This is a genomic window from Caulobacter sp. CCNWLW153 (genome assembly GCF_036889365.1).
Lineage (GTDB): Bacteria > Pseudomonadota > Alphaproteobacteria > Caulobacterales > Caulobacteraceae > Caulobacter > Caulobacter radicis.
Window position 1 is genome coordinate 15,429 of the sequence record NZ_JBAKFV010000018.1, and the last position, 23,679, is coordinate 39,107.

25 protein-coding genes and 1 pseudogene are annotated in these 23,679 nt (G+C 69.1%); 15 read left to right on the top strand and 11 right to left on the bottom strand.

Translation table 11 applies throughout. From position 1 onward, the window contains the following. Window positions 1-8: 8 nt before the first annotated feature. The 4 genes from V6S85_RS22720 to V6S85_RS22735 form a co-directional block, all read right to left on the bottom strand. Window positions 9-731: an endonuclease III domain-containing protein gene (locus tag V6S85_RS22720; protein WP_334350353.1), complete on the bottom strand. Its 723-nt coding sequence runs from the start codon at window positions 729-731 to the stop codon at window positions 9-11. Between the two features lie 63 nt (window positions 732-794). Then, window positions 795-1,364, bottom strand: coding sequence for an NUDIX hydrolase (locus tag V6S85_RS22725; protein WP_116564415.1), 570 nt, complete (start codon window positions 1,362-1,364; stop codon window positions 795-797). Further along, window positions 1,361-2,362, bottom strand: a complete 1,002-nt coding sequence (locus V6S85_RS22730) for an inorganic phosphate transporter (RefSeq protein ID WP_334350354.1) — start codon at window positions 2,360-2,362, stop codon at window positions 1,361-1,363. Before V6S85_RS22730 ends, V6S85_RS22725 begins: the two co-directional genes overlap by 4 nt. Window positions 2,363-2,374: 12 nt before the next feature. Then, a complete protein-coding gene (locus tag V6S85_RS22735; RefSeq protein ID WP_116564411.1) occupies window positions 2,375-3,019 on the bottom strand; it encodes a DUF47 domain-containing protein in 645 nt (214 codons plus the stop codon). Window positions 3,020-3,241: 222 nt separating this feature from the next. Here V6S85_RS22735 and V6S85_RS22740 point away from each other — a divergent pair, with 222 nt between their 5' ends. From V6S85_RS22740 to V6S85_RS22755, 5 genes and pseudogenes are all read left to right on the top strand, one after another. Then, window positions 3,242-3,706 carry a (2Fe-2S)-binding protein gene (locus V6S85_RS22740; protein ID WP_116564409.1) on the top strand — a complete coding sequence of 155 codons (465 nt, stop codon included), beginning with the start codon at window positions 3,242-3,244 and terminating at the stop codon, window positions 3,704-3,706. Window positions 3,707-3,710: 4 nt separating this feature from the next. After that, complete coding sequence (locus V6S85_RS22745; protein ID WP_334350356.1) at window positions 3,711-5,876, top strand: xanthine dehydrogenase family protein molybdopterin-binding subunit; 2,166 nt, start codon at window positions 3,711-3,713, stop codon at window positions 5,874-5,876. A gap of 54 nt (window positions 5,877-5,930) precedes the next feature. Continuing rightward, a pseudogene (locus V6S85_RS26695) lies at window positions 5,931-5,994 on the top strand (hypothetical protein); the annotation flags it as partial. A 209-nt stretch (window positions 5,995-6,203) separates the two neighbouring features. After that, entirely contained in the window at window positions 6,204-7,442 is a 1,239-nt protein-coding gene (locus V6S85_RS22750) for an FAD-dependent oxidoreductase (protein ID WP_334350357.1), read from the top strand. Window positions 7,443-7,952: 510 nt separating this feature from the next. After that, entirely contained in the window at window positions 7,953-9,200 is a 1,248-nt protein-coding gene (locus V6S85_RS22755) for a sugar MFS transporter (RefSeq protein WP_243410457.1), read from the top strand. A 6-nt stretch (window positions 9,201-9,206) separates the two neighbouring features. Here V6S85_RS22755 and V6S85_RS22760 read toward each other — a convergent pair whose 3' ends face one another. Both V6S85_RS22760 and V6S85_RS22765 read right to left on the bottom strand, forming a co-directional pair. Further along, a complete protein-coding gene (locus V6S85_RS22760; RefSeq protein WP_334350358.1) occupies window positions 9,207-10,193 on the bottom strand; it encodes a pectinesterase family protein in 987 nt (328 codons plus the stop codon). 127 nt (window positions 10,194-10,320) lie between these two features. Beyond that, the gene (locus tag V6S85_RS22765) at window positions 10,321-10,578 is read right to left on the bottom strand and encodes a GlsB/YeaQ/YmgE family stress response membrane protein (RefSeq protein ID WP_116564399.1); all 258 of its coding nucleotides are present in this window, start codon (window positions 10,576-10,578) and stop codon (window positions 10,321-10,323) included. A 531-nt stretch (window positions 10,579-11,109) separates the two neighbouring features. Between V6S85_RS22765 and V6S85_RS22770 the strand changes: the two genes are divergently transcribed. Beyond that, complete coding sequence (locus V6S85_RS22770) at window positions 11,110-12,453, top strand: dicarboxylate/amino acid:cation symporter (RefSeq protein WP_334350359.1); 1,344 nt, start codon at window positions 11,110-11,112, stop codon at window positions 12,451-12,453. Here the strand turns inward: V6S85_RS22770 and V6S85_RS22775 are convergent. The 3 genes from V6S85_RS22775 to V6S85_RS22785 form a co-directional block, all read right to left on the bottom strand. Next, window positions 12,440-13,372: an AraC family transcriptional regulator gene (locus V6S85_RS22775; protein WP_116564395.1), complete on the bottom strand. Its 933-nt coding sequence runs from the start codon at window positions 13,370-13,372 to the stop codon at window positions 12,440-12,442. The two genes, V6S85_RS22770 and V6S85_RS22775, sit on opposite strands and share 14 nt — an antisense overlap. 99 nt (window positions 13,373-13,471) lie before the next feature. Further along, entirely contained in the window at window positions 13,472-13,990 is a 519-nt protein-coding gene (locus V6S85_RS22780) for a TIGR02281 family clan AA aspartic protease (RefSeq protein WP_334350360.1), read from the bottom strand. A gap of 290 nt (window positions 13,991-14,280) precedes the next feature. Next, window positions 14,281-14,508 carry a DUF1289 domain-containing protein gene (locus tag V6S85_RS22785; protein WP_334350361.1) on the bottom strand — a complete coding sequence of 76 codons (228 nt, stop codon included), beginning with the start codon at window positions 14,506-14,508 and terminating at the stop codon, window positions 14,281-14,283. A gap of 88 nt (window positions 14,509-14,596) precedes the next feature. Here V6S85_RS22785 and V6S85_RS22790 point away from each other — a divergent pair, with 88 nt between their 5' ends. The 7 genes from V6S85_RS22790 to V6S85_RS22820 all read left to right on the top strand — a co-directional run bounded on the left by V6S85_RS22790 (window position 14,597) and on the right by V6S85_RS22820 (window position 19,821). Continuing rightward, a complete protein-coding gene (locus V6S85_RS22790) occupies window positions 14,597-14,926 on the top strand; it encodes a hypothetical protein (protein WP_116564389.1) in 330 nt (109 codons plus the stop codon). A 73-nt stretch (window positions 14,927-14,999) separates the two neighbouring features. Then, complete coding sequence (locus V6S85_RS22795) at window positions 15,000-15,896, top strand: nicotinate-nucleotide--dimethylbenzimidazole phosphoribosyltransferase (RefSeq protein ID WP_334350362.1); 897 nt, start codon at window positions 15,000-15,002, stop codon at window positions 15,894-15,896. A gap of 122 nt (window positions 15,897-16,018) precedes the next feature. Next, window positions 16,019-17,233, top strand: coding sequence for an acyl-CoA dehydrogenase family protein (locus V6S85_RS22800; RefSeq protein ID WP_334350363.1), 1,215 nt, complete (start codon window positions 16,019-16,021; stop codon window positions 17,231-17,233). A gap of 74 nt (window positions 17,234-17,307) precedes the next feature. Next, a complete protein-coding gene (locus V6S85_RS22805) occupies window positions 17,308-17,703 on the top strand; it encodes an endonuclease domain-containing protein (RefSeq protein WP_279325475.1) in 396 nt (131 codons plus the stop codon). 14 nt (window positions 17,704-17,717) lie between these two features. After that, window positions 17,718-18,863 carry an acyl-CoA dehydrogenase family protein gene (locus tag V6S85_RS22810; RefSeq protein WP_334350364.1) on the top strand — a complete coding sequence of 382 codons (1,146 nt, stop codon included), beginning with the start codon at window positions 17,718-17,720 and terminating at the stop codon, window positions 18,861-18,863. A gap of 157 nt (window positions 18,864-19,020) precedes the next feature. Then, window positions 19,021-19,419 (top strand): hypothetical protein, encoded by a 399-nt coding sequence (locus tag V6S85_RS22815; protein WP_244286936.1) that lies wholly within the window; start codon window positions 19,021-19,023, stop codon window positions 19,417-19,419. A 270-nt stretch (window positions 19,420-19,689) separates the two neighbouring features. Next, the gene (locus V6S85_RS22820) at window positions 19,690-19,821 is read left to right on the top strand and encodes a hypothetical protein (protein WP_243410454.1); all 132 of its coding nucleotides are present in this window, start codon (window positions 19,690-19,692) and stop codon (window positions 19,819-19,821) included. Window positions 19,822-19,888: 67 nt separating this feature from the next. Here the strand turns inward: V6S85_RS22820 and V6S85_RS22825 are convergent, their stop codons facing one another. Together V6S85_RS22825 and V6S85_RS22830 are read right to left on the bottom strand one after the other, a co-directional pair. After that, window positions 19,889-20,194 (bottom strand): CC_3452 family protein, encoded by a 306-nt coding sequence (locus tag V6S85_RS22825; RefSeq protein WP_116491282.1) that lies wholly within the window; start codon window positions 20,192-20,194, stop codon window positions 19,889-19,891. A gap of 68 nt (window positions 20,195-20,262) precedes the next feature. After that, window positions 20,263-20,868: a TIGR00730 family Rossman fold protein gene (locus V6S85_RS22830; protein WP_116564379.1), complete on the bottom strand. Its 606-nt coding sequence runs from the start codon at window positions 20,866-20,868 to the stop codon at window positions 20,263-20,265. A gap of 105 nt (window positions 20,869-20,973) precedes the next feature. Here V6S85_RS22830 and V6S85_RS22835 point away from each other — a divergent pair, with 105 nt between their 5' ends. Next, window positions 20,974-21,795, top strand: a complete 822-nt coding sequence (locus V6S85_RS22835) for a hypothetical protein (RefSeq protein ID WP_116564377.1) — start codon at window positions 20,974-20,976, stop codon at window positions 21,793-21,795. Further along, window positions 21,720-23,645 carry an ABCB family ABC transporter ATP-binding protein/permease gene (locus V6S85_RS22840; protein WP_116564375.1) on the top strand — a complete coding sequence of 642 codons (1,926 nt, stop codon included), beginning with the start codon at window positions 21,720-21,722 and terminating at the stop codon, window positions 23,643-23,645. The genes V6S85_RS22835 and V6S85_RS22840 overlap by 76 nt, the downstream gene beginning before the upstream one ends. The last annotated feature ends 34 nt before the right edge of the window (window positions 23,646-23,679 follow it).

Here is a 23,679-nt window from a genome sequence, read left to right on the forward strand (position 1 = left end):
TTATCGCCTCAGGCGCGCGGCTTCCAGGCCAGCACGGTCGCGCCCTCGACGCCCACGCGGCGGCATTGCGCCTTCAGCGGGCAGGCTCCGCATTTCGGTGCGTCGTGCGGGCAGACCAGCTGGCCCAGGCCATGCTTCATCAGGCAGTGCAGCTCGAAGAGGTCGTCCGCCGTCCAGGCGTCGGGCGCCAGGGCCATCAGCGCGTGGTAGCTGTGGGTCGGATCGCCCGGTCCCACGAGGCCGAGCCGCTGGGCCGTGCGGTGCACGTGGCTGTCGACGACCAGGTCGCGCATGGCCAGGGTGCTGAAGTTGAGGACGCTGGCGGCGACCTTCTGGCCGACCCCGGGCAGGGCGCGCAGCTCGTGCCGGGCCTGCTCGACGGTGAGGTTGCGCAGGTGGCTGAGCGACAGCCAGCCGATGCGGTCCTGGACCATGCGCAGGGCGATCGGCAGGCGGCGCGCCTTGTCCTCGGCGTGGGTGACGTCGGAGATCAGGGCCAGCACGTCCGGCGCCTCGGCGCCCGCCAGGTCTTCCCAGGTGCGGAACGCGCCCTGCAGCCGCAGGAACGCCGCCCATGAGACGGCGTCCAGCGTGCGATGGCTGATCGACGACTTCACCAGCTGCGAGATGGGGTCCATCCGCGCCTTGGGGCGCTGCGGCCCGAAGGCGGCGAGCAACACGTCGCGCACGTCTTCCAGCGGCGACCGGGCCAGACAGAGTGACAGCTGCATACGCTCGCCTCGCGTGAACATAATGAGAACATTACGTTCCAAGCGAGCGTTTGTCGAGAGGGTTCAGCCCCGGCGGCCGGCGCGGCCCCACAGCACCGTCACGCGGCGGCGCAGGCGCTGCAGCGCGACCCGCACGGGCGTCGGGGCGGGCGTGGGCTCGGGTCGTTCCTCTTGCGGCAGGCCCACGCCGGCGAAGCGGGCGATCAAGTCGCGCAGTTGCGGCTCCTGCACGGCCAGCGCCGCCTCCACCGGGGTCATCCACTTGAGGGTCCGTTGGCCCTTCTCGGGCCAGATGGCGTGTTCGCCGGTGACCTTCATCGGGAAGACGTCGACCTTGACCAGGCGGCCGGCGCCGCTCTTCAGGCGCTTGAGGTACTCGTATTCGCCGAAGGGGGTCTCGACGATAACGCCGTCGAGGCCGGCCTCCTCGTAGGCTTCCTGGGCGGCGGCCTGATGGTCGAGCCGGTCCTTCATCGGCCAGCCCTTGGGGATCACCCAGCGGCGCGTCTCGCGCGACGAGACGAGCAGAATCTCCAGCGCGGCCCCTTCGCCGCGCCAGGGCAGGGCGGCGACCTGGCGGCGCTTGCCGCCGCCCTTGGCCCCGCCGGTCTGCTTGACCGTCCCGTCCGTCACCGCATCCAGAACCCGAGATAGTAGAACACCGCCGCGGTCAGCGCCGCCGCCGGGAGGGTGATCACCCAGGCGACGACGATGTTCTTGGCCACGCCCCAGCGCACCGCCGAGACCCGACGCGAAGCGCCGACGCCGACAATAGCGCCAGTGATCGTGTGAGTCGTCGATACCGGAACGCCGATATGCGTCGCCAGGAACAAGGTGATCGCGCCGCCGGTTTCCGCACAGAAGCCCTGCATCGGGGTCAGGCGGGTGATCTTGCTGCCCATGGTGTGGACGATCCGCCAGCCGCCGAACAGCGTGCCGAAGCCCATGGCCGCCTGGCAGGCGATCACCACCCAGAACGGGATGTGGCCGGGCTGGTCGGTGGCGCCGTGGGCGAACAGCAATGCGGCGATGATGCCCATGGTCTTCTGGGCGTCGTTGCCGCCGTGGCCCAGGCTGTAGAGCGCGGCCGAGACGAACTGCAGCTTGCGGAACACCCGGTCGGCGAAGAACGGCGAGCTCTTCAGGAACGTCCATGAGACGATCAGCACCAGGACGAGCGCCAGCACGAAGCCCACCGTCGGCGACACCACGATGCCGGCCGCGGTCTTGCCAAGGCCCGCCCATTGGATGGCGCCGAGGCCGCCGACCTTGGCGATGGCCGCGCCGACCAGGCCGCCGATCAGGGCGTGCGAGCTGGAGGAGGGGATGCCCAGCCACCAGGTCAGCAGGTTCCAGCTGATCGCGCCCATCAGGGCCGCGAAGATCAGCCGATCGCTGATGATGTGCGGGTCGACGATGCCCGAGCCGACCATTTTGGCCACGTGCAGGCCGAAGAACAGGAAGGCGATGAAGTTGAAGAAGGCCGCCCAGATCACCGCCCAGCGCGCCGACAGCACGCGGGTGGAGACGATCGTGGCGATCGAGTTGGCCGCGTCGTGCAGCCCGTTCAGGAAGTCGAACGCCAGGGCGACGAACACCAGGAACACCAGGATGAGGAACGTGGGATCCACGGCGCGGGCTCTTTAGACCTGCTCGACGACGATGCCGCTGATGCGGTTGGCCACGTCCTCGAAGCGGTCGACGACCTTTTCCAGGTGGCTGTAGATGTCGATGCCGACGATGAAGGCCATCGGGTCCTTGTCGCGGTGGGCCAGGAACAGCTCCTTGCGGCCGACGTCGTACATCTGGTCGGCCTGTTCCTCGATCTGGGTGATCTTCACGGCCAGGTCGGAAAGGCGCTGGGCGTTGTGGCGCATCTTGGGCAGCAGCGAGACGGCCTCGGCCGTCAGGTCGGCGGCCTGGACGATGATCTCCGCCATCGCCTTCATCTGCGGCTCGAAGGTGGTGACCTCGAACAGGCTGACCACCTTGGCGGTCTTGCGCATCTGGTCGATGGCGTCGTCGAGCGACGTCGTCAGGTCCTGGATGTCGCTGCGGTCGAAGGGCGTGATGAAGCTGCGGCGGACGGCCTGCATCACCTGGCGGGTGACCTCGTCGGCCTCTTCCTCGTGCTGGTTCACACGCGCGGTGGCCGCCTCGATGCTGTCGGCGCCGCTCATCAGGTCGCTGAGCGCCTTGGAGCCGGCCACCAGCGTCGCGGCGTGCTGGGCGAAAAGATCGAAGAACCGGTCTTCCTTGGGCATGATCGCCCGGAACAAACCCAGCATGTCGCTTCATCCTCTGTTCGAAGCGGCGGAACGAAAAACGCGGACGTCCGTATCGGGAGCATCCGCGCATTGGGCGGACCGGAACCACGGAAGCGGCGGGCGTTCAAGCCCTGCGTGAAACTTTTGTGACAAATCGCTGCTCAGGTCCCGGCCACGGCGCATGGCGCTCGGCAGGTTGCGAAGGTTGCGGCAAGATGACGCTCCACCTTCGGAGTCGCTCGCATGGCCTACACCCTGACGGTCAACGGATCGCCCCACACGGTCGACACCGAGCCCAGCACGCCCCTGCTGTGGGTGCTGCGCGACCTGCTCGACCTCGTCGGAACCAAGTACGGCTGCGGCGTCGCCCAGTGCGGCGCCTGCACAGTGCATCTGGACGGCGTTCCGGTGCGGGCCTGCGTGACGCCCGTCTCGCGGGTAGGGGCCAAGGCGGTGACCACCATCGAGGGGATCGCCGCCAATCCGGTCGGCGCCCGCGTGCAGGAGGCCTGGAAAAGCCTCGATGTGCCCCAGTGCGGCTACTGCCAGGCCGGCCAGATCATGTCGGCCACGGCCCTGCTGGCCGCCACGCCCAAGCCGACGGACGCCCAGATCGACGAAGCGATGGATGGAAACCTCTGCCGCTGCGCCACCTATCCGCGGATCCGCAAGGCCATCAAGTCGGCCTCCGGCCAGGCGGAGGCTTGAGGCCATGAACGCGCCCGTCCTCTCGCGCCGCCTGTTCCTGGCCGCCTCCACCGCCGCCGGCGGCGGCCTGATGCTGTCGTTCAACCTCGAGGGCGAGGCCCTGGCCGCCGGTCCGGCCACGCTGAGCGCCTATCTGAAGGTCTCGCCCGACGGCAAGGCGACCATCGCCTCCAAGATCCCGGAAGTGGGGCAGGGCATGCGCACGGCCCTGCCGATGATCATCGCCGAGGAGCTCGACGTCGCCTGGGAAGACGTGATCGTCGAGCAGGCCCTGGCCGACACCAAGGTCTATGGCCGCCAGGTCGCCGGCGGCTCGATGGCCACCACGCTGGAATGGGACGGGATGCGCCGGGTCGGCGCCGCCGGTCGCTGGATGCTGATCCAGGCCGCCGCCGCGAAGCTCGACATTCCGGCCGCCGAACTGACCACCGAGCCGGGCCATGTCGTCCATGCCGCCAGCGGCCGCAAGCTGGCCTATGGCGAACTGGCGCAGGCCGCCGCCGCCATCGCCCCGCCCGATCCCAAGGCCCTGGTTCTGAAGGATCCCAAGGCCTTCCGCATCATCGGCAAGAGCCACGTCCAGACCGACACCGACGCCATCGTTACCGGCAAGCCGCTGTTCGGCATCGACGTGCGCCTGCCGGGGATGGTCTACGCCACCTTCCTCAAGGCCCCGACCTTCGCCGCCAAGGTCGCGAGCGCCGACCTGGCCGCCGCCAAGGCGGTCAAGGGCGTGCGCGACGCCTTCGTGGTCGAGGGCGGGACGGCGCTGGACGGCCTGTTGCCCGGCGTCGCCGTGGTCGCCGACAACTGGTGGGCGGCCCGCCGGGGCCGCAACGCTCTCGACGCGACCTGGGCCGAGCATCCGACCAGCGCCCAGAGCACCGCCTCGCTGGCGGCCAAGGCCGCCGAGTTCGCCAAGGCTGGGCCCCAGCGCGTGGCCCGCGCCGACGGCGACGTCGCCGCCGCCCTGAAGGGCGCGGCCAAGGTCGTCAGCGCGTCTTACGACTATCCCTTCATCGCCCACGCGCCGCTGGAGCCGCAGAACTGCACCGCGCGGGTCAAGGACGGCAAGGTCGAGATCTGGGCCCCGACCCAGAACCCCGAGCCCGGCCGCGCCCTCGTGGCCAAGACCCTGAACGTGCCGCCCGAGAACGTCACCATCCACCTGATCCGCTGCGGCGGCGGGTTCGGCCGGCGGCTGGTCAACGACTACATGGTCGAGGCCGCCTTCATCGCCAGCAAGGTCGACGCCCCGGTCCAGCTGATCTGGACCCGCGAGGACGACATCCAGCACGACTTCTACCGCCCCGGCGGCTGGCACAACTTCACCGCCGGCCTCGACGCCAAGGGCGAATTGGTCGCCTGGCGCGACCACTTCGTCAGCTTCGGCGAGGGCGAGACCTTCGTGCGCTCGGGCGGCATGAACTCCACCCAGTTCCCGGCCGGCGCCGTGGCCAACTACCAGCACGAGGTCTCGGTGATGCCGCTGGGCATTCCCACCGGACCGCTGCGGGCGCCGGGCAACAACGCCTTCGGCTTCGTCATCCAGTCGTTCACCGACGAGGTTGCCCTGGCGGCCAAGGCCGATCCCGTCGAGTTCCGCCGCAAGCTGCTGGGCGAGCCGCGCCTGATCGGACCGGAAGGCCAGAACGACAGCTTCCACACCGGGCGCATGCGCGGGGTGCTCGACCTCGTGGCCGAGAAATCAGGCTGGGGCCGCAAGCTGCCCAAGGGCAGGGGGCTGGGCGTGGCCTGCCACTTCAGCCATCTGGGCTATGTGGCCGTGGTCATGGAGGTCTCGGTCGCCAAGGGCGAGGTCAAGGTCCACAAGGTGTGGGTCGCCGCCGACGTCGGCCGCCAGATCATCAACCCCACCGGCGCCGACCACCAGGTGCAGGGCTCGATCCTCGACGCCATCGGCAGCACGCTGCGCCAGAAGATCACCTTCGAGAACGGCGCGGCGGTAGAGAGCAATTTCGGCGACTTCCCGCTGCTGCGGATGAGCGAGACCCCGCCGATCGAGGTGCACTACCTGCTCAGCGACAACCGCCCCACGGGCCTGGGCGAGCCGGTCTTGCCGCCCGCTCCGGCGGCGCTGTGCAACGCCATCTTCGCGGCGACGGGCAAACGCATCCGCAGCCTGCCGGTCGGCGACCAGCTGGCCTAGGGTCCGTACTCAATTGTCTTGGCTATAAAGGTCGTCATCCCGGCCGGAGGTCCGCGTAGCGGGCCGCAGAGCCGTGACCCAGGGGCCACCGGCAGTGCGCCAGCCCCTGGGGCCCGGATAAGCGCTTCGCGCTTTCCGGGATGACGATCGGTGGGGTATCGATCTTAAAGGCCTTTCTCTCCCGGGCAATTGAGTCCAGACCCTAGCCGAAACCAGCCCGCGACATAGCGTCCCAAGGCCGCGCTTCGGCCTTGGGAGCGCCAAATCTGAACGATGTTCTTAACCTTGTACGCCGATCCTCGAAGTCTGAATTCGGGGAGCGGGAACATGGGCGAACACGTCGAGACGCTGGTGATCGGGGCCGGGCCCGCCGGGCTGTCGGCGGCTCACGCCCTGGCCCGCGCCGGCCGTACCGTGACGGTGCTGGAAGCCCAGGCTTACGTCGGCGGCGCGGCCCGCACGCTTTCGTTCGACGGTTTCCGCCTCGACGTATCGGGGCGCCGGCTGTCCTCGGCCGATCCGGCCATCCGCGCGTTCTGGACGGCGCTGTTGCCCGACGAGCTGGAAATCGCCCCCGGCGCCATGCGCCTGGAAGGCGAGGGGCGCGCGCGTCGCGGCCAGCCCGGCGCGGCGCTGGGCGCCCTGATCAGCGCCAAGCTGCGCCCTATCGCCAGTTCCAAGACCCTGGGCGAATGGCTGACCCGGCGCTTCGGCCGCCGCGTCGCCCGGCGCCTCAGCGCCTATGCCGAGAAGCTCTGGGCCCTGCGTCCCGAGGAAACCCCGGCCCAGCCGGCCTGCCCCAGCTTCCGGTCCGAGGCCGGGATGCGGCCTCGCCAGGGCACGGGCCAGCTCTGGAAGGCCTGCGCCGAGGCTATCGCCCAGGCCGGCGGCGAGATCCGCCTGGAACGCCAGGTCGACGGCCTGCGGCGCGACTGGAGCACCGGGGTCTGGACGGTGTCCACCAAGGCCCCCGACGGCGGCGAGGAGATCTTCACCGCCGACCAGGTGATCTCGACCATGCCCCTGCGCGAGCTGATGGGCGCCCTGACCCCCACGCCGATCAGCCTCTTCCACGCCTGCGAGCTGATGTACCGCGACCAGGTGACGGTCGCCTTCACCGCCGCGCCCGGCCGTCGTCGTACGCCCGCCCTGGCCGAGATCCACGGCGCCTCGATCAAGGCCGCCCGCGCCCGGGCGTTGGAGGGCGAGGCCCTGGCGCTCGACTACTATTGCTTCGAGGGCGACGCTCTCTGGACCGCCGACGACGAGACCCTGATCGCCCAGGCCTCGGCCGAGGCCCGGCGCCTCGGCCTCGTCGCCGCCGGCTCTGTCCGCGACGCCCAGGTGGTGCGCCAGCGCAAGGTCCACCCGATCCACGACGAGGCCTGCGACGAGCACCTGAAGATGATCGGCCTGGACCTGCGCCTGCACTTCGCCGGCCTGCACCTGGCCGGCCGCGCCGGCGCCCACGGCGACAGCGCCGAGGACCAGTCCATCCGCACCGGCCTCTCGGCCGCCGCCTCGGTCCTGAGCCGCGTTGTCGCCCCGAGCCGGATCGCGGCTTGAGTTCCCAAGATCCTCCTCCTCTGGGGGAGGTGGCCCGGAGGGCCGAAGGGGGCTCAGCTTCCTAGGCGCCGGCCGATCACCCCCAAACCCTCTCCCTGAAGGGAGAGGGAGGGGCCCAGGCGACAGCCTGGGAGGGTGAGGGGTTACGCCGCCAGCCGGCGTGCCGGCACGCCGTCGACGGTCCCCAACCCCTCATCCGACCTGCTTCGCAGGCCACCTTCTCCCTCCAGGGAGAAGGATCGCGCCTCCGGCCCTTCGGGAAAATGATGCGCCTGCGCTAACCCCCGCCGATCGCTCACGTGATCACTCCCCCACAGGGAGAGCTTCCCGCTGATACCGGTCTCAATGGGGAGGGAACGGGCTTGAAGGTTGACAACGTTGTCACGTTCGGGGTGACTACGCCGTCCCGCGAAAGACGGACAGGGGAGTGAAACAGAGATGGCAGGCATGGGCGGCTCGGCGCCGGCAAGCGGCGGCGCGAGCGGAAAAGGGCAGGCGCTGCTGCCCTTCGTGATTCTTCTTTTCTTCGCCTGGGGCTTTTCGACCTGCCTGGTCGACCTCGTGGCCCCGGCGCTGAAATCGCTGTTCTCGCTGAGCAACTTCGAGACCGGCCTGACCCAGTTCGCCTTCTTCATCGGCTATGCCGTCGTCTCGCTGCCGGCGAGCTTCCTGCTGGCCAAGGTCGGCTATCTGCGCACCGTCGTGGTCGGCCTGCTGATCATGATGGTCGGCTGCCTGATGTTCGCCCCGGCCGCCAACGCCGGCGTATACGAGGGCTTCCTGGCCGCGCTGTTCGTGCTGGCCTCGGGCATCACCATCCTGCAGGTGGCCGCCAACCCGCTGGTCGCCATCCTGGGCAAGAGCGAGACCGCCTCGGCCCGCCTGACCTTCGCCCAGTTCCTCAATTCTGTCGGCACCTTCCTGGCGCCGTTCGTCGGCGCGGCCCTGATCCTCAGCCACATCGAGAAGGCCCCGGATCCGGCCACCCTGACCGCCGCCCAGCTGGCGGTCGTGCGCCACACCCAGGCCCAGGCCGTGCAGACGCCCTACCTGATCATTGCCGGCGTCCTTCTGGCCCTGGCGGTTTTGTTCTGGCTGCTGCGCAAGAACCCCGCCGCCCCGCGCGCCGAAAAGGCCGTCGGCGTCGGCGAGATGCTGGGCATGCTGAAGTATCCGCGCCTGGCCTTCGCCGTGCTGTGCATCTTCGTCTATGTCGGCGCCGAGGTGGCGATCGGCACCTACATGACCACCTATCTGACCCAGTCCGACACCCTGGGCCTGACGCTGGCCAAGGCCGGCAGCATGGTCGCCTGGTACTGGGGCGGCGCCACCATCGGCCGCTTCTTCGGCAGCTTCATCCTGGCCAAGGTCTCGCCCGGCAAGGTGCTGACCGTCGCCTCGCTGGCCGCCATCGTGCTGATCCTGGTCTCGGCCTTCAGCGTCGGCCCCCAGGCCGGCTACGCCCTGATCGCCATCGGCTTCTTCAACTCGATCATGTTCCCGACCATCTTCACCCTCGGCATCGAGGGGATGGGCCACCGCACGCCGCAGGCTTCGGGCCTGCTGTGCATGGCCATCGTCGGCGGCGCGCTGATCCCGCCGGCCACCGGCTGGCTGGGCGACCACTACGGCCTGGGCCTGGCCTTCCTGCTGCCGGCCGTCTGCTACCTGGTCATCGCCGTCTTCGGCTGGTCGGCCCGCAAGCCGGCGCCGGCATTGTTCGTCCAGGACGAGCTGGCGACGGCTCCGGCGGAATAGCCGGCTCTAGAACCGGCCGGGCGTCCAACCGTCCGGCCCAGAAAGAAAGCGGCGGGGCGCCCAGCGCTCCGCCGTTTTCGCGTCCAGGGCGTGGGCGCTGGGCTCGCGGGCCGCCGGATCGGCCCCGCGCCCGGTCGAGGCGTACTCGGCGTAGTAGGCGGTCTTGAAGGTGTCGGTCTTGCCCGGCGTCCATTCCCGCCAGCCCTTGGGCTGGAGGTCGGCGTCGATCCTGGTCCTGAGGAAGACCACCGTGGCGTAGGGCCGCCAGGCGCGGCCCAGCCACAGCTCGCCCACCTTTGGGTCGGCGGTGATCGTGCAGCGGTCGAAGACGTAGCCGCTGTCCTGCTCGGGCGCGTTCTTGCTCTGGGCGGTGATCATCACCGTGGCGTTGGCGACGCCGTGGATGGTGCAGCGGTCGAAGACGGCCTTGCTGTCGCCGAAGATGAAGTCGACGTGGCCCTCGATGTAGCAGTCGCGGAAGTATTGCCGGCTCGGCGGCTTGCCCTTGCGGCTGGCGGCGTAGAGCGTGTCCTGAGCGCCCAGCAGGCGCACCTTGTAGAGCTGGGCCCGGTCGCCCATCAGCGCCAGGGCCACGGCCTGCGAGGGCTGGCTGTTGTTGAGGTGATAGTCATTCTGGATGGTCAGGTTGCGGGCCAGGAAATCATCGCCCGACACCGTCACCGACGAGGATTTCAGCGTGCCGCCGACCGTGGCCGAGGCGTCGCCATAGACCAGCACCACGTCCTGCGGCCGCTTGCCCTTGCCGACCAGCCGCACGCCGTTGCGGGGAATGGACAGCTTCTCGCGGTAGGTTCCCGGCGCGATGGCGATCTCGCCGCCGGTGTCGGGCAGGGCGTCGATGGCGGCTTGAAGGGAGTGGTGATCGGCCTTGCCCTGGGACGCCACCGTCAGCCGCAGCGGCGCTGCGCCGACCAGGGCTGTCAGGGCCGTGGCGGCCAGGGCCAATCGCCCGACCAGACTGTAGTGAGCCATGCGTAGTCCTCCCGACCTGTTTTCGCCAGGAGTATGACACCGGTGGACATTCCGCTAGCCGCCACAAAAGAAAACGCCTCCGGCCCGGAGGCCGAAGGCGTTGTTCCTGTTCGGGATCGGCGTATCGCTACAATGCGCGACGGCCGGCCAGCAGGTGATAGATGGCCAGCACGACCACCGCGCCGACCGTGGCCACCAGCAGGCTGTAGAGGTTGAAGCCCGATACGCCCGAGGCGCCGAACTGGTTGAACACGAAACCGCCGACCAGAGCGCCGACGATGCCGAGCACCAGATCGACGAGCAGGCTGCCGCCGGTGCGGCTAACGAGCTTGCTGGCGATGAAGCCTGCCACGAGACCCAGAACGATCCAGGCGAGAATGGACATGAGCGCCTCCTGAACATTTCCTGGCGCGCCTTGGCGCGTCCGATGCAGAAGAAAGGCGCTTCGCAAGACTTCGTTCCGACACGATCGCGTGTATCGGCGGCGAATAGCAGCCGGCGTCGCTTGGAACTTCTCAGTGCTTGCCGACGCGCTCCTGGATCACCGCCAGCAGCTTTTCCACCGGGCCGCGACCGAGCAGGATGAACAGGCCGGACCCGATGATCGCGCCGAACAGGAAGGAGAGACTCATGGCGGCTCCGGAAAGTCGAGATGGGGCAGGGGGTGAGGCCACCCTAGGGAGCCCCCGGCGCGTTTACCATGTGACACGCCGCCGCCCCTAATTCCGACTGGAGTAGTGGAGCTTTCAGTTTGGCTGGCGCCGGATCGCACAAAAACTGGTTCGACCGCCGCCCTCATATGCGCGAGCAGGAATTTCCAGTTTCGAAGCTTGGTGGCGCGTGTCGTCGCCGGGCTTTGCGTGTTTCGTGAGTTGAACGGCGACTGATCACCGCCGAATGTGAGCAGGAACGACCCATGGCCCAGGCGACAGCCCCTTCCAGCCGCTTCATCAGCGGCTTCGGCGTCCAGGTTCTGGTCGGCATGGTCGTCGGCCTCGCCCTGGGCCTGCTGGCCCGCCGCCTGGGCGTCGAGGAGGGGCAGGCCGGCCATGCCCTGGCCGAAACCCTGCACCAGATCGGCTCGATCTTCATCCAGCTGCTGCGCGTGCTGGTGCCGCCGCTGGTCTTCACCGCCATCGTCGCCAGCATCGCCAACCTGCGCGAACTGCAGAACGCCGCGCGGCTGGTCTGGAAGACCCTGCTGTGGTTCGCGATCACCGCGCTGATCGCCGTGGCCATCGGCATCACCCTGGGCGTCACCCTGCAGCCGGGCGCCCATGCCGCCCTCGACGCGGCGGCCGCCGCGGCGCCGCGCACCAACGGCTCGTGGCTCGACTTCCTGACGGGCCTGGTGCCATCCAACATCCTTGGCCTCAACGCCTCGACCAAGGTCGGCGAGGCTGGCGCCAGCACCTCGCTGTCGTTCAACGTGCTGCAGATCCTGGTTATCGCCCTGGCGGCCGGTATCGCCGCCCTGCGCGTCGGTCCGGCGGGCGAGGGTTTCCTGGCCTTCAACGCCTCGGCCCTGGCCGTGGTGCGCAAGGTGCTGAGCTGGGTGATCCGCCTGACGCCGATCGGCACGGTCGGCCTGCTGGGCAACGCCGTGGCGCAGTACGGCTGGACCACGCTGGGCCAGCTGGGCGCCTTCACCGGCGCGATCTATCTGGGCCTGGCGCTGGTGCTGTTCGTCGTCTACCCGATCCTGCTGACGGGCCACGGCCTGAACCCGCTGAAGTTCTTCGCCAGCGCCTGGCCGGCCATCCAGCTGGCCTTCGTGTCGCGCTCGTCGATCGGCACCCTGCCGGTGACCGAGACCGTCACCGAGGCGGGCCTGGGCGTTCCGCGCGCCTATGCCGCCTTCGCCGTGCCGCTAGGGGCGACCACCAAGATGGACGGCTGCGCGGCCATCTACCCGGCCTTGTCGGCGATCTTCATCGCCCAGTTCTACCACCTGCCGCTGGGCCTGACCGACTACGCGCTGATCGTCGCCGTCTCGGTGCTGGGCTCGGCCGCCACGGCCGGGCTGACCGGCGCCACGGTGATGCTGACCCTGACCCTGTCGACCCTGGGCCTGCCGCTCGAGGGCGCTGGCCTGCTGCTGGCCATCGACCCGATCCTCGACATGGGCCGCACGGCCGTGAACGTCGCCGGCCAGGCCCTGGTGCCGACGCTGGTGGCCAAGCAGGAGGGCATCCTCGATCAAGCGGCCTACGACGCCGCCGCCGGCGTCGCGCCGGAAGGCGCGGTCACGCAGTCCTGACGAGCTCGGGCCGGGTGCGCAGCCGCGTGGCGTCACGCAGCGGCGGGGCCCCGAACAGCCGGCTGTATTCGCGGCTGAACTGCGAGGGGCTGTCGTAGCCGACGTTGTGGCCGGCCGTCGCGGCGTCCAGGCCCTGGGCCAGGATCAGCCGGCGCGCCTCCTGCAGACGCAGCTGCTTCTGATACTGCAGCGGGCTCATCGCCGTGATCGCCTTGAAGTGCTGGTGCAGCGCCGACGGGCTCATCCGCGCCTCGGCCGCCAGGGTCTCCATGCGGAACGGACGCTGGTAGTTGATCTTCAGCCAGTGAATGGCGCGCGAGACCTGTCCCAGGCGGCTTTCACAGGCGGCGATCTGGCGCAGGCGCGGCCCCTGGTCGGTGCGCAGCAGCCGATAGAGGATCTCGCGCTGGATCAGCGGCGCCAGCACGGGGATGTCGCCCGGCGTCTCCAGCAGCCGCACCAGGCGCACGACGGCGTCGAACAGTTCGGGCGTGGTCGCGCTGAGGGCCAGGCTGGGCGCGGGCGCGTTGCGGACCGGGCCTGGGTCGATCTCGAGGATCAGTTCGTTCAGTCGGCGCGGATCGATGTCGAGCCGCACGCAAAGGTAGGGGGCGTCGGCGCTGGCCTCGATCACCTGGCCGACGACGGGCACGTCCACCGACACCACGAGGAACCGGGCGTGGTCGTAGACATAGACCTCCTCGCCCAGCATCACCTGCTTGCGGCCCTGGGCGATGATGCAGACGGCGGCCTCGTGCACGCCATGGACCGGCGGGCTCGGCTCCGACATCCGGGCCAGCCACATGCCGCCGATCGCGGTCGGGTGAACGCCGTCGGTCGCGACGGATCGTTCAATCGCCTCGGCCAGAGCGGGATGGCGAGGGCAGCCAGCCTGAGCTGGCGCTGAAGTGATGAGCATGACCCCAGGTTAGCGCAAACCGGCGCCGGCGCCCATGCGCACGCGCCTTGTCTCGCAGGATCGTGCAAGAATTCCGGGCGATCATGCGCCCAGCCGATCTCAGGGGTGCAGGATCAGCGACCGCGGGGTGGCCTCGAAGCGCGACAGTCGGCCCAGATAGCTCATGCCCAGCAGCGAGGTCTCCAGGCCGCTCTCGATGACCAGGGCGTCGACATTGGCGACCTTGGCGCCGGCGATCGCCACGCTGCCGAGCTTCACCGAGGCGGCGCGGGTGCGGCCGTCTGCGGTGACGACGTCGTACTCGTAGTTCAGCTTGGTCACGTCGATGCCCAGGCGCTGGGCGTCGGCCTTGCTGAGCGAGACGGCGGTGGCGCCGGTGTCGACGAGGAAGCGAACGGCGCGGCCGTCGACCTTGGCCTCGGCCCAGAAATGGCCGTCGGGACCCTTGGTCAGTTGCGCGGCGCCGGCGTCACCGAGCGTCGCGGCGGCCGCAGTGGCGGGCATGGTCTGGGGCGATTGGCGGAACGTGCTGTCCAGCGAGGTCACGGCCTTTGCCGCGCCCACCGCCGACAGCGCACCGACAATCGCGATCGCCGTGAACTTGAACATCGAAGACACCCCGCCTTGCAGGCTTTTCGGTCGTTTCTACGACCCTTGTCCGGGACATTAGCCGGAAAGACGTTTGCAAGCGGTGAATGGGGGTGCGAATTTACTTGGTTAACAAACTGCTGCGCTTTTTGCCAATTAACTCGGTGTAACGTTGGTGGGGCGACATGTAATAAAGTTCATGGACTGGATTTAACTTCAAAGATCAGGCTGGGGTCGTCATCTTCATCTTCGTCAGGCAGACGCTTCGGGGAGAACTTAGATGCAAAGCCAGCAAATGCTCTCGAGAACCTGAAGACCAATCAGTTACGCGCACCCGACTGGGCGGCCATCAGGCTTTCCATCGGATCGGGGCGATGGGGCAGAGCGGCCATGATTTCAGCCCGCTCCTCGTCGCTGTAGCGCGACCAGCCGGCGATCTCCTGCAGGGTCCGCCGGCAACCTAGGCAGAAGCCGGACGCACCATCCACGGCGCACACCTTGACGCAGGGCGTGACGATGGGGCGGGGCGGGCGGTTTTCTGAAGCCATGACCGAATGTCGCCATCCGCGGCGTCGGGCGCAAGTCGCCAGGCGCGATGCGGCTCTGCGCCCAGATTTCAATCAAGAGGGACCAACCATGCGTATCGCCACCATTCTGTTCGCCGCCGCTTCGATCGCCGCGGTCGCCGCTCCGGCCCTGGCCGCCGAGCGCGTCACCGACGCCCAGTTCATCCAGGCCAACCGCTGCCTGGGCCTGACCGAGGCCAAGGCCCTCGGCGAAGCCGACCCGGCCGCCCTGAAGCAGTTCATCAAGGACCAGCGCCCGGGCCGCCACGTCTTCACCTCGGACCGCGCCGACAACGCGCGCTCCGACGCCAAGCGCGCCGCCTCCAAGGCGGACGAAGCCGCCAAGGCGAGCCTGATCCAAGAGCGCGACGGGGCCTGCAAGGATCTGGCCGCCAGCTGATCCATAGCCTCTTGAGCCATGTTCCGCGCCCTATGCGCTTGCATCGGGCGCGGACTGGCTTAAGTCGGCGGCCATGAACGCTTCCGCCGCCGCCTCGCCCTTCGCCGACATCCGCCGCCTGGCCGCCGATCTTCCGGCGCCGGGCGTTTTCGTACCGCCGGCCGACGGCGGCCGCCTTGCCGAAATCTCGGCCTGGCTCACAGCCTGGACCGGTCGCACGCCGCCTTCGGTCAACCGGCCGGTCGTGGCGCTGTACGCCGGCGCCCGTCAGGGCATCGGCCCGCGCGGCTACGCCCGTGATCGCCTGGAGACCATCGCCGCCGGCGGCGCCACGGTCAGCCGCATGGCCGGCTCGCAGGGCGCGGGCCTCGAAGCCTTCGACCTGGCCATCGACCGTCCGACGCCCGACGCGCGCCAGAAGGCCTCGATGAGCGAGAAGGAATGCGCCGCCACCATGGCCTTCGGCATGGAGGCCCTGGCCAAGCAGCCCGACCTGCTGATTCCCGGCGTCATCGCCGCCGAAGCCCATCGTGACGCGGCCGCCATCGCCCTGGCGCTGTTCGGCGGCGAGGCCGTCGACTGGGCGGCCGGTGAAGTCGCCGCCGACGTCGTCGCGGCCGTGGAGCGCGCGCGCGGCGAGAGCGATCTCTCCGATCCGCTGGAAGTGCTGCGCCAGCTGGGCGGCCGCGAAACGGCGGCCGTGGCCGGTGCGATCATCGCCGCCCGGGTCCAGAAGATCCCCGTCCTGCTGGACGGATACGCGGCGACCGCCGCCGCGGCCGTGCTGTATGCGATCGACCCCGACCTGATCGCCCACGCCGTGGCCGCCCACGTCGGCGGCCCCGGCCATGCCCGCCTCCTGGCGGGGCTGGGCAAGACGCCGCTGGTCTCGCTGGAAATCGAGGACGAGGAGGGCGTCGGCGGGGTGTCGGCCCTGGCCCTGGTGCGCCTGGCCTGCGAGGTCCGCTGACCGTGATGGGTGAACGACGTTTACGTTGACCTTCGCGTCATCTTTCCAAACGCTCGTTCGACCCCTATCATCTTCCCGAAACAACAAGACGCCGGCTCAGCCGGCCTGTTCGGGAGCGCGCAATGAACCTCGATTTTTCGCCCGAAGACCTGGCCTTCCGCGACGAGGTTCGCGCCTTCATCGCGCAGAACTATCCGGAAGGCCTGCGCGAGCGCCAGGAAGAGGGCGAGGAGATGTCCAAGGAGGACTTCCTCTCCTGGCACCGCACCTTGGCCCAGAAGGGCTGGGTCGCCCCCGCCTGGCCGGAGAAGTACGGCGGCCCGGGCTGGACCTCGGTGCAGCGCTACATCTGGTCGGAAGAGACCGCCCGCGCCGACTGCGTGCCGATCCTGCCGTTCGGCATCAACATGGTCGGCCCGGTGATCTACACCTTCGGCACGCCCGAGCAGAAGGAACGCTTCCTGCCGCCGACCCTGTCGGGCGAGATCTGGTGGTCGCAGGGCTATAGCGAACCGGGCGCGGGCTCGGACCTGGCCAGCCTGAAGACCAAGGCCGAACGCTTCACCGGCGACGATGGCAAGGAATACTACCTGGTCAACGGCCAGAAGACCTGGACCACGCTGGCCCAGCACGGCGACTGGATCTTCTGCCTCGTGCGCACCGATCCGAACGCCAAGATCCAGGAAGGCATCTCGTTCCTGCTGATCGACATGAAGTCGCCGGGCGTGACCGTGCGCCCGATCATCACCCTGGGCGGCGAGCACGAGGTCAACGAGGTCTGGCTCGAGAACGTCAAGGTGCCGATCGAGAACCGCATCTACGAAGAGAACAAGGGTTGGACCTGCGCCAAGTTCCTGCTGGCGCACGAGCGTTCCGGCATCGCCGGCGTCGCCCGCTCCAAGCGTGGCATCGAGCGCATCCGCCAGATCGCCTCGACCGAACTCTCGGATGACGGCGACGCCCTGATCCGCGACCCGATGTTCAAGCGCAAGATCGCCGAGCTGGAGATCGACCTGGCCGCGCTGGAATACACCGAGCTGCGCACCCTGGCCGGCGAGGCGGCGGGCAAGGGGCCGGGGCCGGAATCCAGCGTCCTGAAGATCAAGGGCACCGAGATCCAGCAGCGGATCACCGAACTGGCCCTGGAGGCGGCCGGCCACTACGGCGCGCCTTACTTCCGCGGCTTTCCGAAGGACGGCGACAACGCCCATCCGATCGGCCCCGACTTCGCCCACCGCGCCGCGCCGACCTATTTCAACGTCCGCAAGACCTCGATCTACGGCGGCTCCAACGAGATCCAGCGCAACATCATCGCCAAGATGGTGCTGGGCCTCTGACAACAACCGGAATTCCCCTCCCCCTTGCGGGGAGGGGGCAGGGGGTGGGGGTGTCAGCACGAACGCCAGGACCGGTGCACACATCCGAGCGAGCAGATCGATCAGCCCGCAGGATGCGCCGCGAGCCGACACTGGCGGAAAAGCTGTTCTGGAAGGCGCTCAGGAATGCCGAGATCCCCGGATCTCACTTTCGCCGCCAAGCGCCTTTCGGACCCTACATCGTGGATTTCGTCTGCCATCACCATCGGCTGATCGTCGAGGTGGACGGCGGGATCCACGCCCTGGACGCGGTGGCCGCCCGCGACGCCGAACGCCAAGCCTGGCTGGAGGCGAGGGGCTACACCGTGATCAGAGTCCCCAACGAGTTAGCGATCTACGACCCGCATTCGGCTGTCCAGCGCGTACTTTCCACGATCGGCGCTGACACCCCCACCCCTAACCCCTCCCCGCAAGGGGGAGGGGAACCATAAGAGGAACCGCCCTCATGGACTTCAACTTCACCGAAGAGCAGTCGATGGTCCGCGACACGGTCGCGAGCTTCCTGCAGGACAAGTACGACTTCGAGACCCGCCGCAAGATCGTCGCTTCCGAAAGCGGCTGGCGCGCCGACTACTGGCAGGCCTTCGCCGAGGAACTGGGCATCCTGGGCGCCTCGTTCAGCGAGGAACTGGGCGGCCTGGGCGGCGGCGCGATCGACAACATGATCATCATGGAGGAGTTCGGCAAAGCGCTGGTCATCGAGCCCTATCTGGGCACGGTCGTCATCGGCGGCGGCTTCATGAAGCACTCGGGCTATGCCGGCGCCGCTTCGGTCATCGAGGGCATCGTCGCGGGGACCACCACCATCGCCTTCGCCTATGCCGAGCCGCAGGGCCGCTACACCTGGAGCGACCTGAAGACGACAGCCAGGAAGGACGGCTCGGGCTGGATCCTCAACGGTCACAAGGCCGTGGTGGTCGGCGCGCCGTTCGCCAGCCATCTCGTCGTCACCGCCCGCACCGGCGGCGGCCAGCGCGAGGCTGCGGGCGTGTCGGTGTTCCTGATCGACAAGAACCTGCCGGGCGTCGTCACCCGCGACTATCCCACCGTCGACGGCGGTCGCGCCTCGGAAGTATATTTCGAGAACGTCTCGATCCCGGCCGACGCCTTGGTCGGCGCCGAGGGCGAGGGCCTGCCGCTCGTCGAGAAGGTGCTCGACGAAGCCGCCGCCGCCAGCCTGGCCGAAGGCGTGGGCGTGCTGCGCAAGCTGCACGAGGGCACGCTGGACTACGCCAAGCAGCGCAAGCAGTTCGGTCGCGCCATCGCCGACTTCCAGGTGCTGCAGCACCGCATGGTCGACATGTTCATCGAGCTCGAGCAGTCGGTGTCGATGACCTACATGGCCACCATCAAGCTCGACGAAAGCGACGCCGAGCGCGCCAAGGCCGTCTCGGCGGCCAAGGTGCGCATCGGCCGCGCCCTGAAGTTCGTCGGCCAGAACGCCATCCAGATCCACGGCGGCATGGGCATGACCGACGAGCTGGCCATCGGCCACTACTTCAAGCGCGGGACGATCATCGAGGGCCTGTTCGGCTCGGTCGATCACCACCTGCGCCGCTACGAGGGCCTGTCGTTCGGCGCGGCGGCGTAAGCCGTCCACTGAGCGCCCGAGGTTTCGAGCCAGGGCCGCCTGCGTCACGCCGACGCGGGCGGCCTTTTTCGTCGGGACGCCACTTTAGACCGCCCAGCGCGCCGGGGTGCGACCGTTCAACGCAGCAGAACACTCGATGGACTGCACGGTGAACACGATGCTCCGCCCCGAAATGCTGATGGGCCTCTCTCCGGAGAAACTGGCCGACACGCTGGAGGCCATGGATTCCAGCGCGCGGTTGCTGCTGGACCAGGCGCGCGAGGCCAAGGCGCGGGCCGACAAGCTGGAGACCGCGCTCTCGCTGCTGGTGGGCGTCGTGGCCAACGATCCCGGCCTGGAGGAAAGCTTCGCCCTGCAACGGATCGCGGGCCAGCTGCGCCTGTGCGCCGACCTGCCGGAGCTGGCGGCCGAACTGGTCGGCTGCGAGGCCGAGCGCGTCGAGCCGGTCATGCTGCGCGCCGCGGCCAACATCATCGCCTCGGCCGGAAAGCCTGGTCAGGGGGATGTGGTCCCGACCGCCGATCTACCGGAGCGCGACGGCGCGACACTGCACTGACTGGTGCGTGAGCGGATAGTATCCGCAAGGTCGTTCCAGGTGCTCTACAAGTCGATCGTCAGGGCACGGACTTCATCCGTGTTCGGAATATTTTACTTGTCATGCGGCAGGCGCGGCGCATCCTTGCCTGGACGCGCTGACGACTAGGAGGGTGCGAGTCCCTGTAAGCCGCGCGCGTCTCTTTCTGGCTGGACCGGTCGCGGAGCCCGGTCCCGTAACAAGTGGAGCGTCGCCAAGCGGTCGCTCCGGGCTGGTCAAGGAGACGCCGCCATGAATGTAACCAAGATGAGCCATGCCATGCTGTCCTTCGCCCTGATGGGCGGACTGCTGGTCGGCCCTCGCCCCGGCGCCGCCAAGCCGCCGCAACAGTCGCAGCCGCCCAAGACTTCGGACCAGAAGTAGCGCCCAAAAGAAAACGCCATCCCGGACGGGCCGGGATGGCGCTGAATTCCATGATTTCGAGGAGGGCTTACGGCTTGGCGGCCGTGTTGCACTCATCGACGCCGGCGGCGTCGAGCGCTTCGCCTCGCCAGGTGAAGGCCGACACGGCTCCCAGCTCTGCGACCACCTTGCGGCAGCTGCGCACGGCGGGCAGGGCCTTTACGGCCGGCGCCTTGCAGACCGTGCCGGTGCAGCGCCACATGGCCCCTTCAAGGATCAGTTCGGCCTTGGCCGGCGGCGCCTTCAGAACGAGCATGGCGCCTTCCGACGACGCGGCATGAGCCACGCCGACGAGGGAAGCTGCGGCGAGACCGCCGAGCAGAAGCATACGCATGGACATCTCCTATCCCCGCGTCCTAATTATAAGTGGACGCTGATCACATTGTTCGTTGTTATTGAAAACTAAGTCAATCGCCGAACGTCGATCTCGCGATCGCGATTGACGTCCAAACCCCACGCCAGCAAGGCCGGAGTGACGTCCTCGGCCGTTTCGACCGACACCCAGGCGCTGGTCAGGGCGGGCGGGGTCAGGCCGCGGTCGATGGTGTGCTTGAGCAGGGTGAAGAGCGGGTCCCAGAAGCCGTCCGGATTGTGGAACACGATCGGCTTGCGATGCAGGTCGAGCCGCCGCCAGGACAGCAGTTCGATGATCTCCTCGAGCGTGCCGATGCCGCCGGGCAGCACGACGAAGGCGTCGGAGCGCTCGAACATCAGCATCTTGCGCTCGTGCATCGAGGTGACGATCACCGTCTCGACGTCGTCGAACGGCTTTTCGCGACCGCGCAGGAACTCCGGGATGATGCCCAGCACCGCGCCGCCGGCTTCATGCGCGCCGCGCGCCGCCGCGCCCATCAGGCCGACGCCGCCGCCGCCGTAGACAAGCTTGAGGCCGGCGCGGGCGAAGTCGCCGCCGATCTGGTGGGCGGCCGCCAGATAGGCCGGATCGGCCGTGTTCGAGGAGCCGCAGTAGACGCATACCGACCCCAGGCGGCTAGACAGGTCGGGCATCGTCGTCCACTCCAACAAAAGAAAAGGCGCGGCTCCCGTCGGGAAGGGCGCGCCATGGCGTTTCGGGCCTCGGTCTTAGCGACCGCCCCAGGATTTGGAAGGCGCATGATCGGGATTCGCAAGGCCGCTTTCAAGCCGTGGCCGTTGGCCCTGGCGCTCGTTGCGACCCTCGCGGCCTGCGGCGAGGACGGACGGCGGGACTGGGGGCGCACCGCGCCGGCCGCCCAGCCCGCCCGCGACCCCGAAGCGGCCTATCTGGCGCCGCCCAAGGTGGTCACCGCGGCGACCCAGGGCGGCGGCGTGGCGCTGTCGGGGTCGGCCACGGCCGGCGCCTCGGTGCGGCTGGGGGCGCCGACCGGAGAGGCGATCAGCGTCGAGGCCGACGCCTCGGGTCTGTGGCGCGCGGTTCTTCCCGGCGCGGTCGAGCCTCGGCTGTTCGGCCTGTCGATGACCCGCGAGGGACGCACCGTCCAGGCCGAAGGCTATGTGCTGATCACGCCCGAGGGCGCCGTCGCCCTGCTGAAGGCCGGCGGCGGCTCCGAACCGCTGGCCGGCCCGTCTGATTCCCTGCGGATCCTCGCCATCGACTACGACCAGGAAGGCGGGGCGGTGATCTCCGGCGTAGGCCGACCCGGGGCCGGCTTCGGCGTCCGCGTGGACCGCGTCTCGCAGGCCGAGGGCAAGGTCGACGCTCAAGGGCGTTTCAGCTTCTCGCTGACCCAGCCGCTGTCTCATGGCGAGCACGGCGTGCAGGTGGCCGGCGAGGGCGGCGAGGACCTCGTCAGGATCGCCGTCTCCGCGCCGGGTCCGCTGAGCGCGGGTCCCCTGCATGCCGAGCGCCTTGACGGCGCCTGGCGCGCCGACTGGATGACCCCGGGCGGCGGCGTCCAGACGACGGTGCTGTACGCGCTCGGAGAGGCCCGGTGAGAGGTTTCGCCTCGGCCGGTCGCGACAGCGCGCGAACCGCTCCTGAAGCCGCCAAGCCGGTCTCCGGATGGGCGGCGCTGGCCGAACTTCTGCGCCTCGTCCTGCGATCCCGCGCGCCCGGCCTGGCCTGGCGCCTTGCCGCGGCCCTGGCCCTGACCTTCGTCGGCAAGGCGCTCGGCGTGGCCGCGCCTTTGCTGCTGGGCGCGGCCGTGAACCGGTTGACGGCCGGGCAGGGCGCGGCGACCCAGGTGACGCTGTCCTTCGCCGCCCTGGCGCTGGGCTGGGCGGGCGTGCGCTTCATCGCCGCCGCCGCGCCGCAGGCCCGCGACGCGGTGTTCACGCCCGTCGCCCAGGCCGCGCAGAACCGCGCGGCCACCGAAACCTTCGCCCACGCCCTGTCGCTGTCGATCGATTTCCACCAGACCAAGCGCACCGGAGCCCTGTCGCGCACGATCGACCGGGGCGCGCGGGCCATGGACTTCCTGATCCGGGGCCTGGTCTTCAACATCGCCCCGACCATCGTCGAGCTGATCCTGGCCGCCGCCGTCCTGGCGCGCGCCTATGACTGGCGGTTCGCGGCGACGGCGATCGTCACCGTGTTCATCTACGGCCTGCTGACCTTCTCGATCTCCAACTGGCGGATCGCCCACCGGCGCGAGCTCAACGAGGCCGACGCGGAAGCCGCAGGGCGGGCCGTCGACGCCCTTCTGAATTACGAGACGGTCAAGACCTTCGGGGCCGAGGACCGCGCGGTCGGCGCCTATGAGCGGGCGCTGTCGACCTATGGCGCGGCGCAGATCAAGGCGACCAACTCGCTGTCGCTGCTCAATGTCGTGCAGTCGGCGATCATGAGCGTGGGCCTGGTCGTGATGGCCGTGCTGGCGGGCTCGGAAGCCGCCCACGGCCGCATCGGTCCTGGCGACATCACCGCCGTCGTGCTGATCCTGGTGAACCTGTATCAGCCGCTGAACTTCCTCGGCTTCGCCTATCGCGAGATCCGGCAGTCGTTCATCGACATGGAGTCGATGATGGAGCTGCGCCGTCAGGGCGCCGACGTCGCCGACACGGAAGACGCGATCGACCTGCCGCCGGCGGGCGACCGGCGCGGCGGGGCCGTGGCCTTCGAGAGCGTCTCGTTCCGCCACGGCGCGCGCTCGGACGGGCTGAGCGATGTCAGCTTCACCGCCGCGCCCGGCCAGACCGTCGCCATCGTCGGTCCGTCGGGCGCCGGCAAGACCACGCTGGTGCGCCTGGCCCTTCGGATGATCGACCCGCAGGCGGGGCGGGTGACGCTGGACGGCCATGACCTGAAGGCCCTCAAGCAGGCCTCGCTGCGGCGGGCGGTGGCGCTGGTGCCGCAGGACGTGGCGCTGTTCAACGACACGATCGCCGCCAACATCGCCTTCGGCCGTCCGGACGCGACCGAGGAAGAGGTCTGGGACGCCGCCCGCGCGGCCGAGCTGGGCGACTTCATCGGCAGCCTGCCCGAGGGCATGGCCACCAAGGTCGGCGAGCGGGGCTTGAAGCTTTCGGGCGGCGAGCGCCAGCGGGTGGGCATCGCCCGGGCCCTGCTGGCCGACCCGCGGGTGCTGATCCTCGACGAGGCCACCAGCGCGCTGGACAGCCGCACCGAGGCGGCGATCCAGGCGACGCTGCGCAAGGCCAGGGAAGGGCGCACGACCCTGGTCGTGGCCCACCGGCTGTCGACCATCGCCGACGCCGACGAGATCCTGGTGCTGCGCCGGGGCAAGGTGGTCGAGCGCGGGCCGCACGCGGCGCTGCTGGCCGCCGACGGCGAGTACGCGGCGCTCTGGCGTCGCCAGACGCGCGGCAAGGTCGCGGTGCAGTAAGGGTTGGGCTATATCGGCGCTTCGCAACATCTGG

What these genes read in the sequence shown, in the direction of transcription:
- V6S85_RS22825 (WP_116491282.1), bottom strand. Translation starts at nt 20,194, where the DNA reads ATGCGTATGCTTCTGCTCGGCGGTCTCGCCGCAGCTTCCCTCGTCGGC.
- V6S85_RS22800 (WP_334350363.1), top strand. Translation starts at nt 16,019, where the DNA reads ATGAACCTCGATTTTTCGCCCGAAGACCTGGCCTTCCGCGACGAGGTT.
- V6S85_RS22835 (WP_116564377.1), top strand. Translation starts at nt 20,974, where the DNA reads ATGATCGGGATTCGCAAGGCCGCTTTCAAGCCGTGGCCGTTGGCCCTG.
- V6S85_RS22765 (WP_116564399.1), bottom strand. Translation starts at nt 10,578, where the DNA reads ATGTCCATTCTCGCCTGGATCGTTCTGGGTCTCGTGGCAGGCTTCATC.
- V6S85_RS22815 (WP_244286936.1), top strand. Translation starts at nt 19,021, where the DNA reads ATGCTCCGCCCCGAAATGCTGATGGGCCTCTCTCCGGAGAAACTGGCC.
- V6S85_RS22735 (WP_116564411.1), bottom strand. Translation starts at nt 3,019, where the DNA reads ATGCTGGGTTTGTTCCGGGCGATCATGCCCAAGGAAGACCGGTTCTTC.
- V6S85_RS22810 (WP_334350364.1), top strand. Translation starts at nt 17,718, where the DNA reads ATGGACTTCAACTTCACCGAAGAGCAGTCGATGGTCCGCGACACGGTC.
- V6S85_RS22770 (WP_334350359.1), top strand. Translation starts at nt 11,110, where the DNA reads ATGGCCCAGGCGACAGCCCCTTCCAGCCGCTTCATCAGCGGCTTCGGC.
- V6S85_RS22775 (WP_116564395.1), bottom strand. Translation starts at nt 13,372, where the DNA reads ATGCTCATCACTTCAGCGCCAGCTCAGGCTGGCTGCCCTCGCCATCCC.
- V6S85_RS22820 (WP_243410454.1), top strand. Translation starts at nt 19,690, where the DNA reads ATGAATGTAACCAAGATGAGCCATGCCATGCTGTCCTTCGCCCTGATG.
- V6S85_RS22750 (WP_334350357.1), top strand. Translation starts at nt 6,204, where the DNA reads ATGGGCGAACACGTCGAGACGCTGGTGATCGGGGCCGGGCCCGCCGGG.
- V6S85_RS22760 (WP_334350358.1), bottom strand. Translation starts at nt 10,193, where the DNA reads ATGGCTCACTACAGTCTGGTCGGGCGATTGGCCCTGGCCGCCACGGCC.
- V6S85_RS22740 (WP_116564409.1), top strand. Translation starts at nt 3,242, where the DNA reads ATGGCCTACACCCTGACGGTCAACGGATCGCCCCACACGGTCGACACC.
- V6S85_RS22720 (WP_334350353.1), bottom strand. Translation starts at nt 731, where the DNA reads ATGCAGCTGTCACTCTGTCTGGCCCGGTCGCCGCTGGAAGACGTGCGC.
- V6S85_RS22795 (WP_334350362.1), top strand. Translation starts at nt 15,000, where the DNA reads ATGAACGCTTCCGCCGCCGCCTCGCCCTTCGCCGACATCCGCCGCCTG.
- V6S85_RS22785 (WP_334350361.1), bottom strand. Translation starts at nt 14,508, where the DNA reads ATGGCTTCAGAAAACCGCCCGCCCCGCCCCATCGTCACGCCCTGCGTC.
- V6S85_RS22790 (WP_116564389.1), top strand. Translation starts at nt 14,597, where the DNA reads ATGCGTATCGCCACCATTCTGTTCGCCGCCGCTTCGATCGCCGCGGTC.
- V6S85_RS22830 (WP_116564379.1), bottom strand. Translation starts at nt 20,868, where the DNA reads ATGCCCGACCTGTCTAGCCGCCTGGGGTCGGTATGCGTCTACTGCGGC.
- V6S85_RS22745 (WP_334350356.1), top strand. Translation starts at nt 3,711, where the DNA reads ATGAACGCGCCCGTCCTCTCGCGCCGCCTGTTCCTGGCCGCCTCCACC.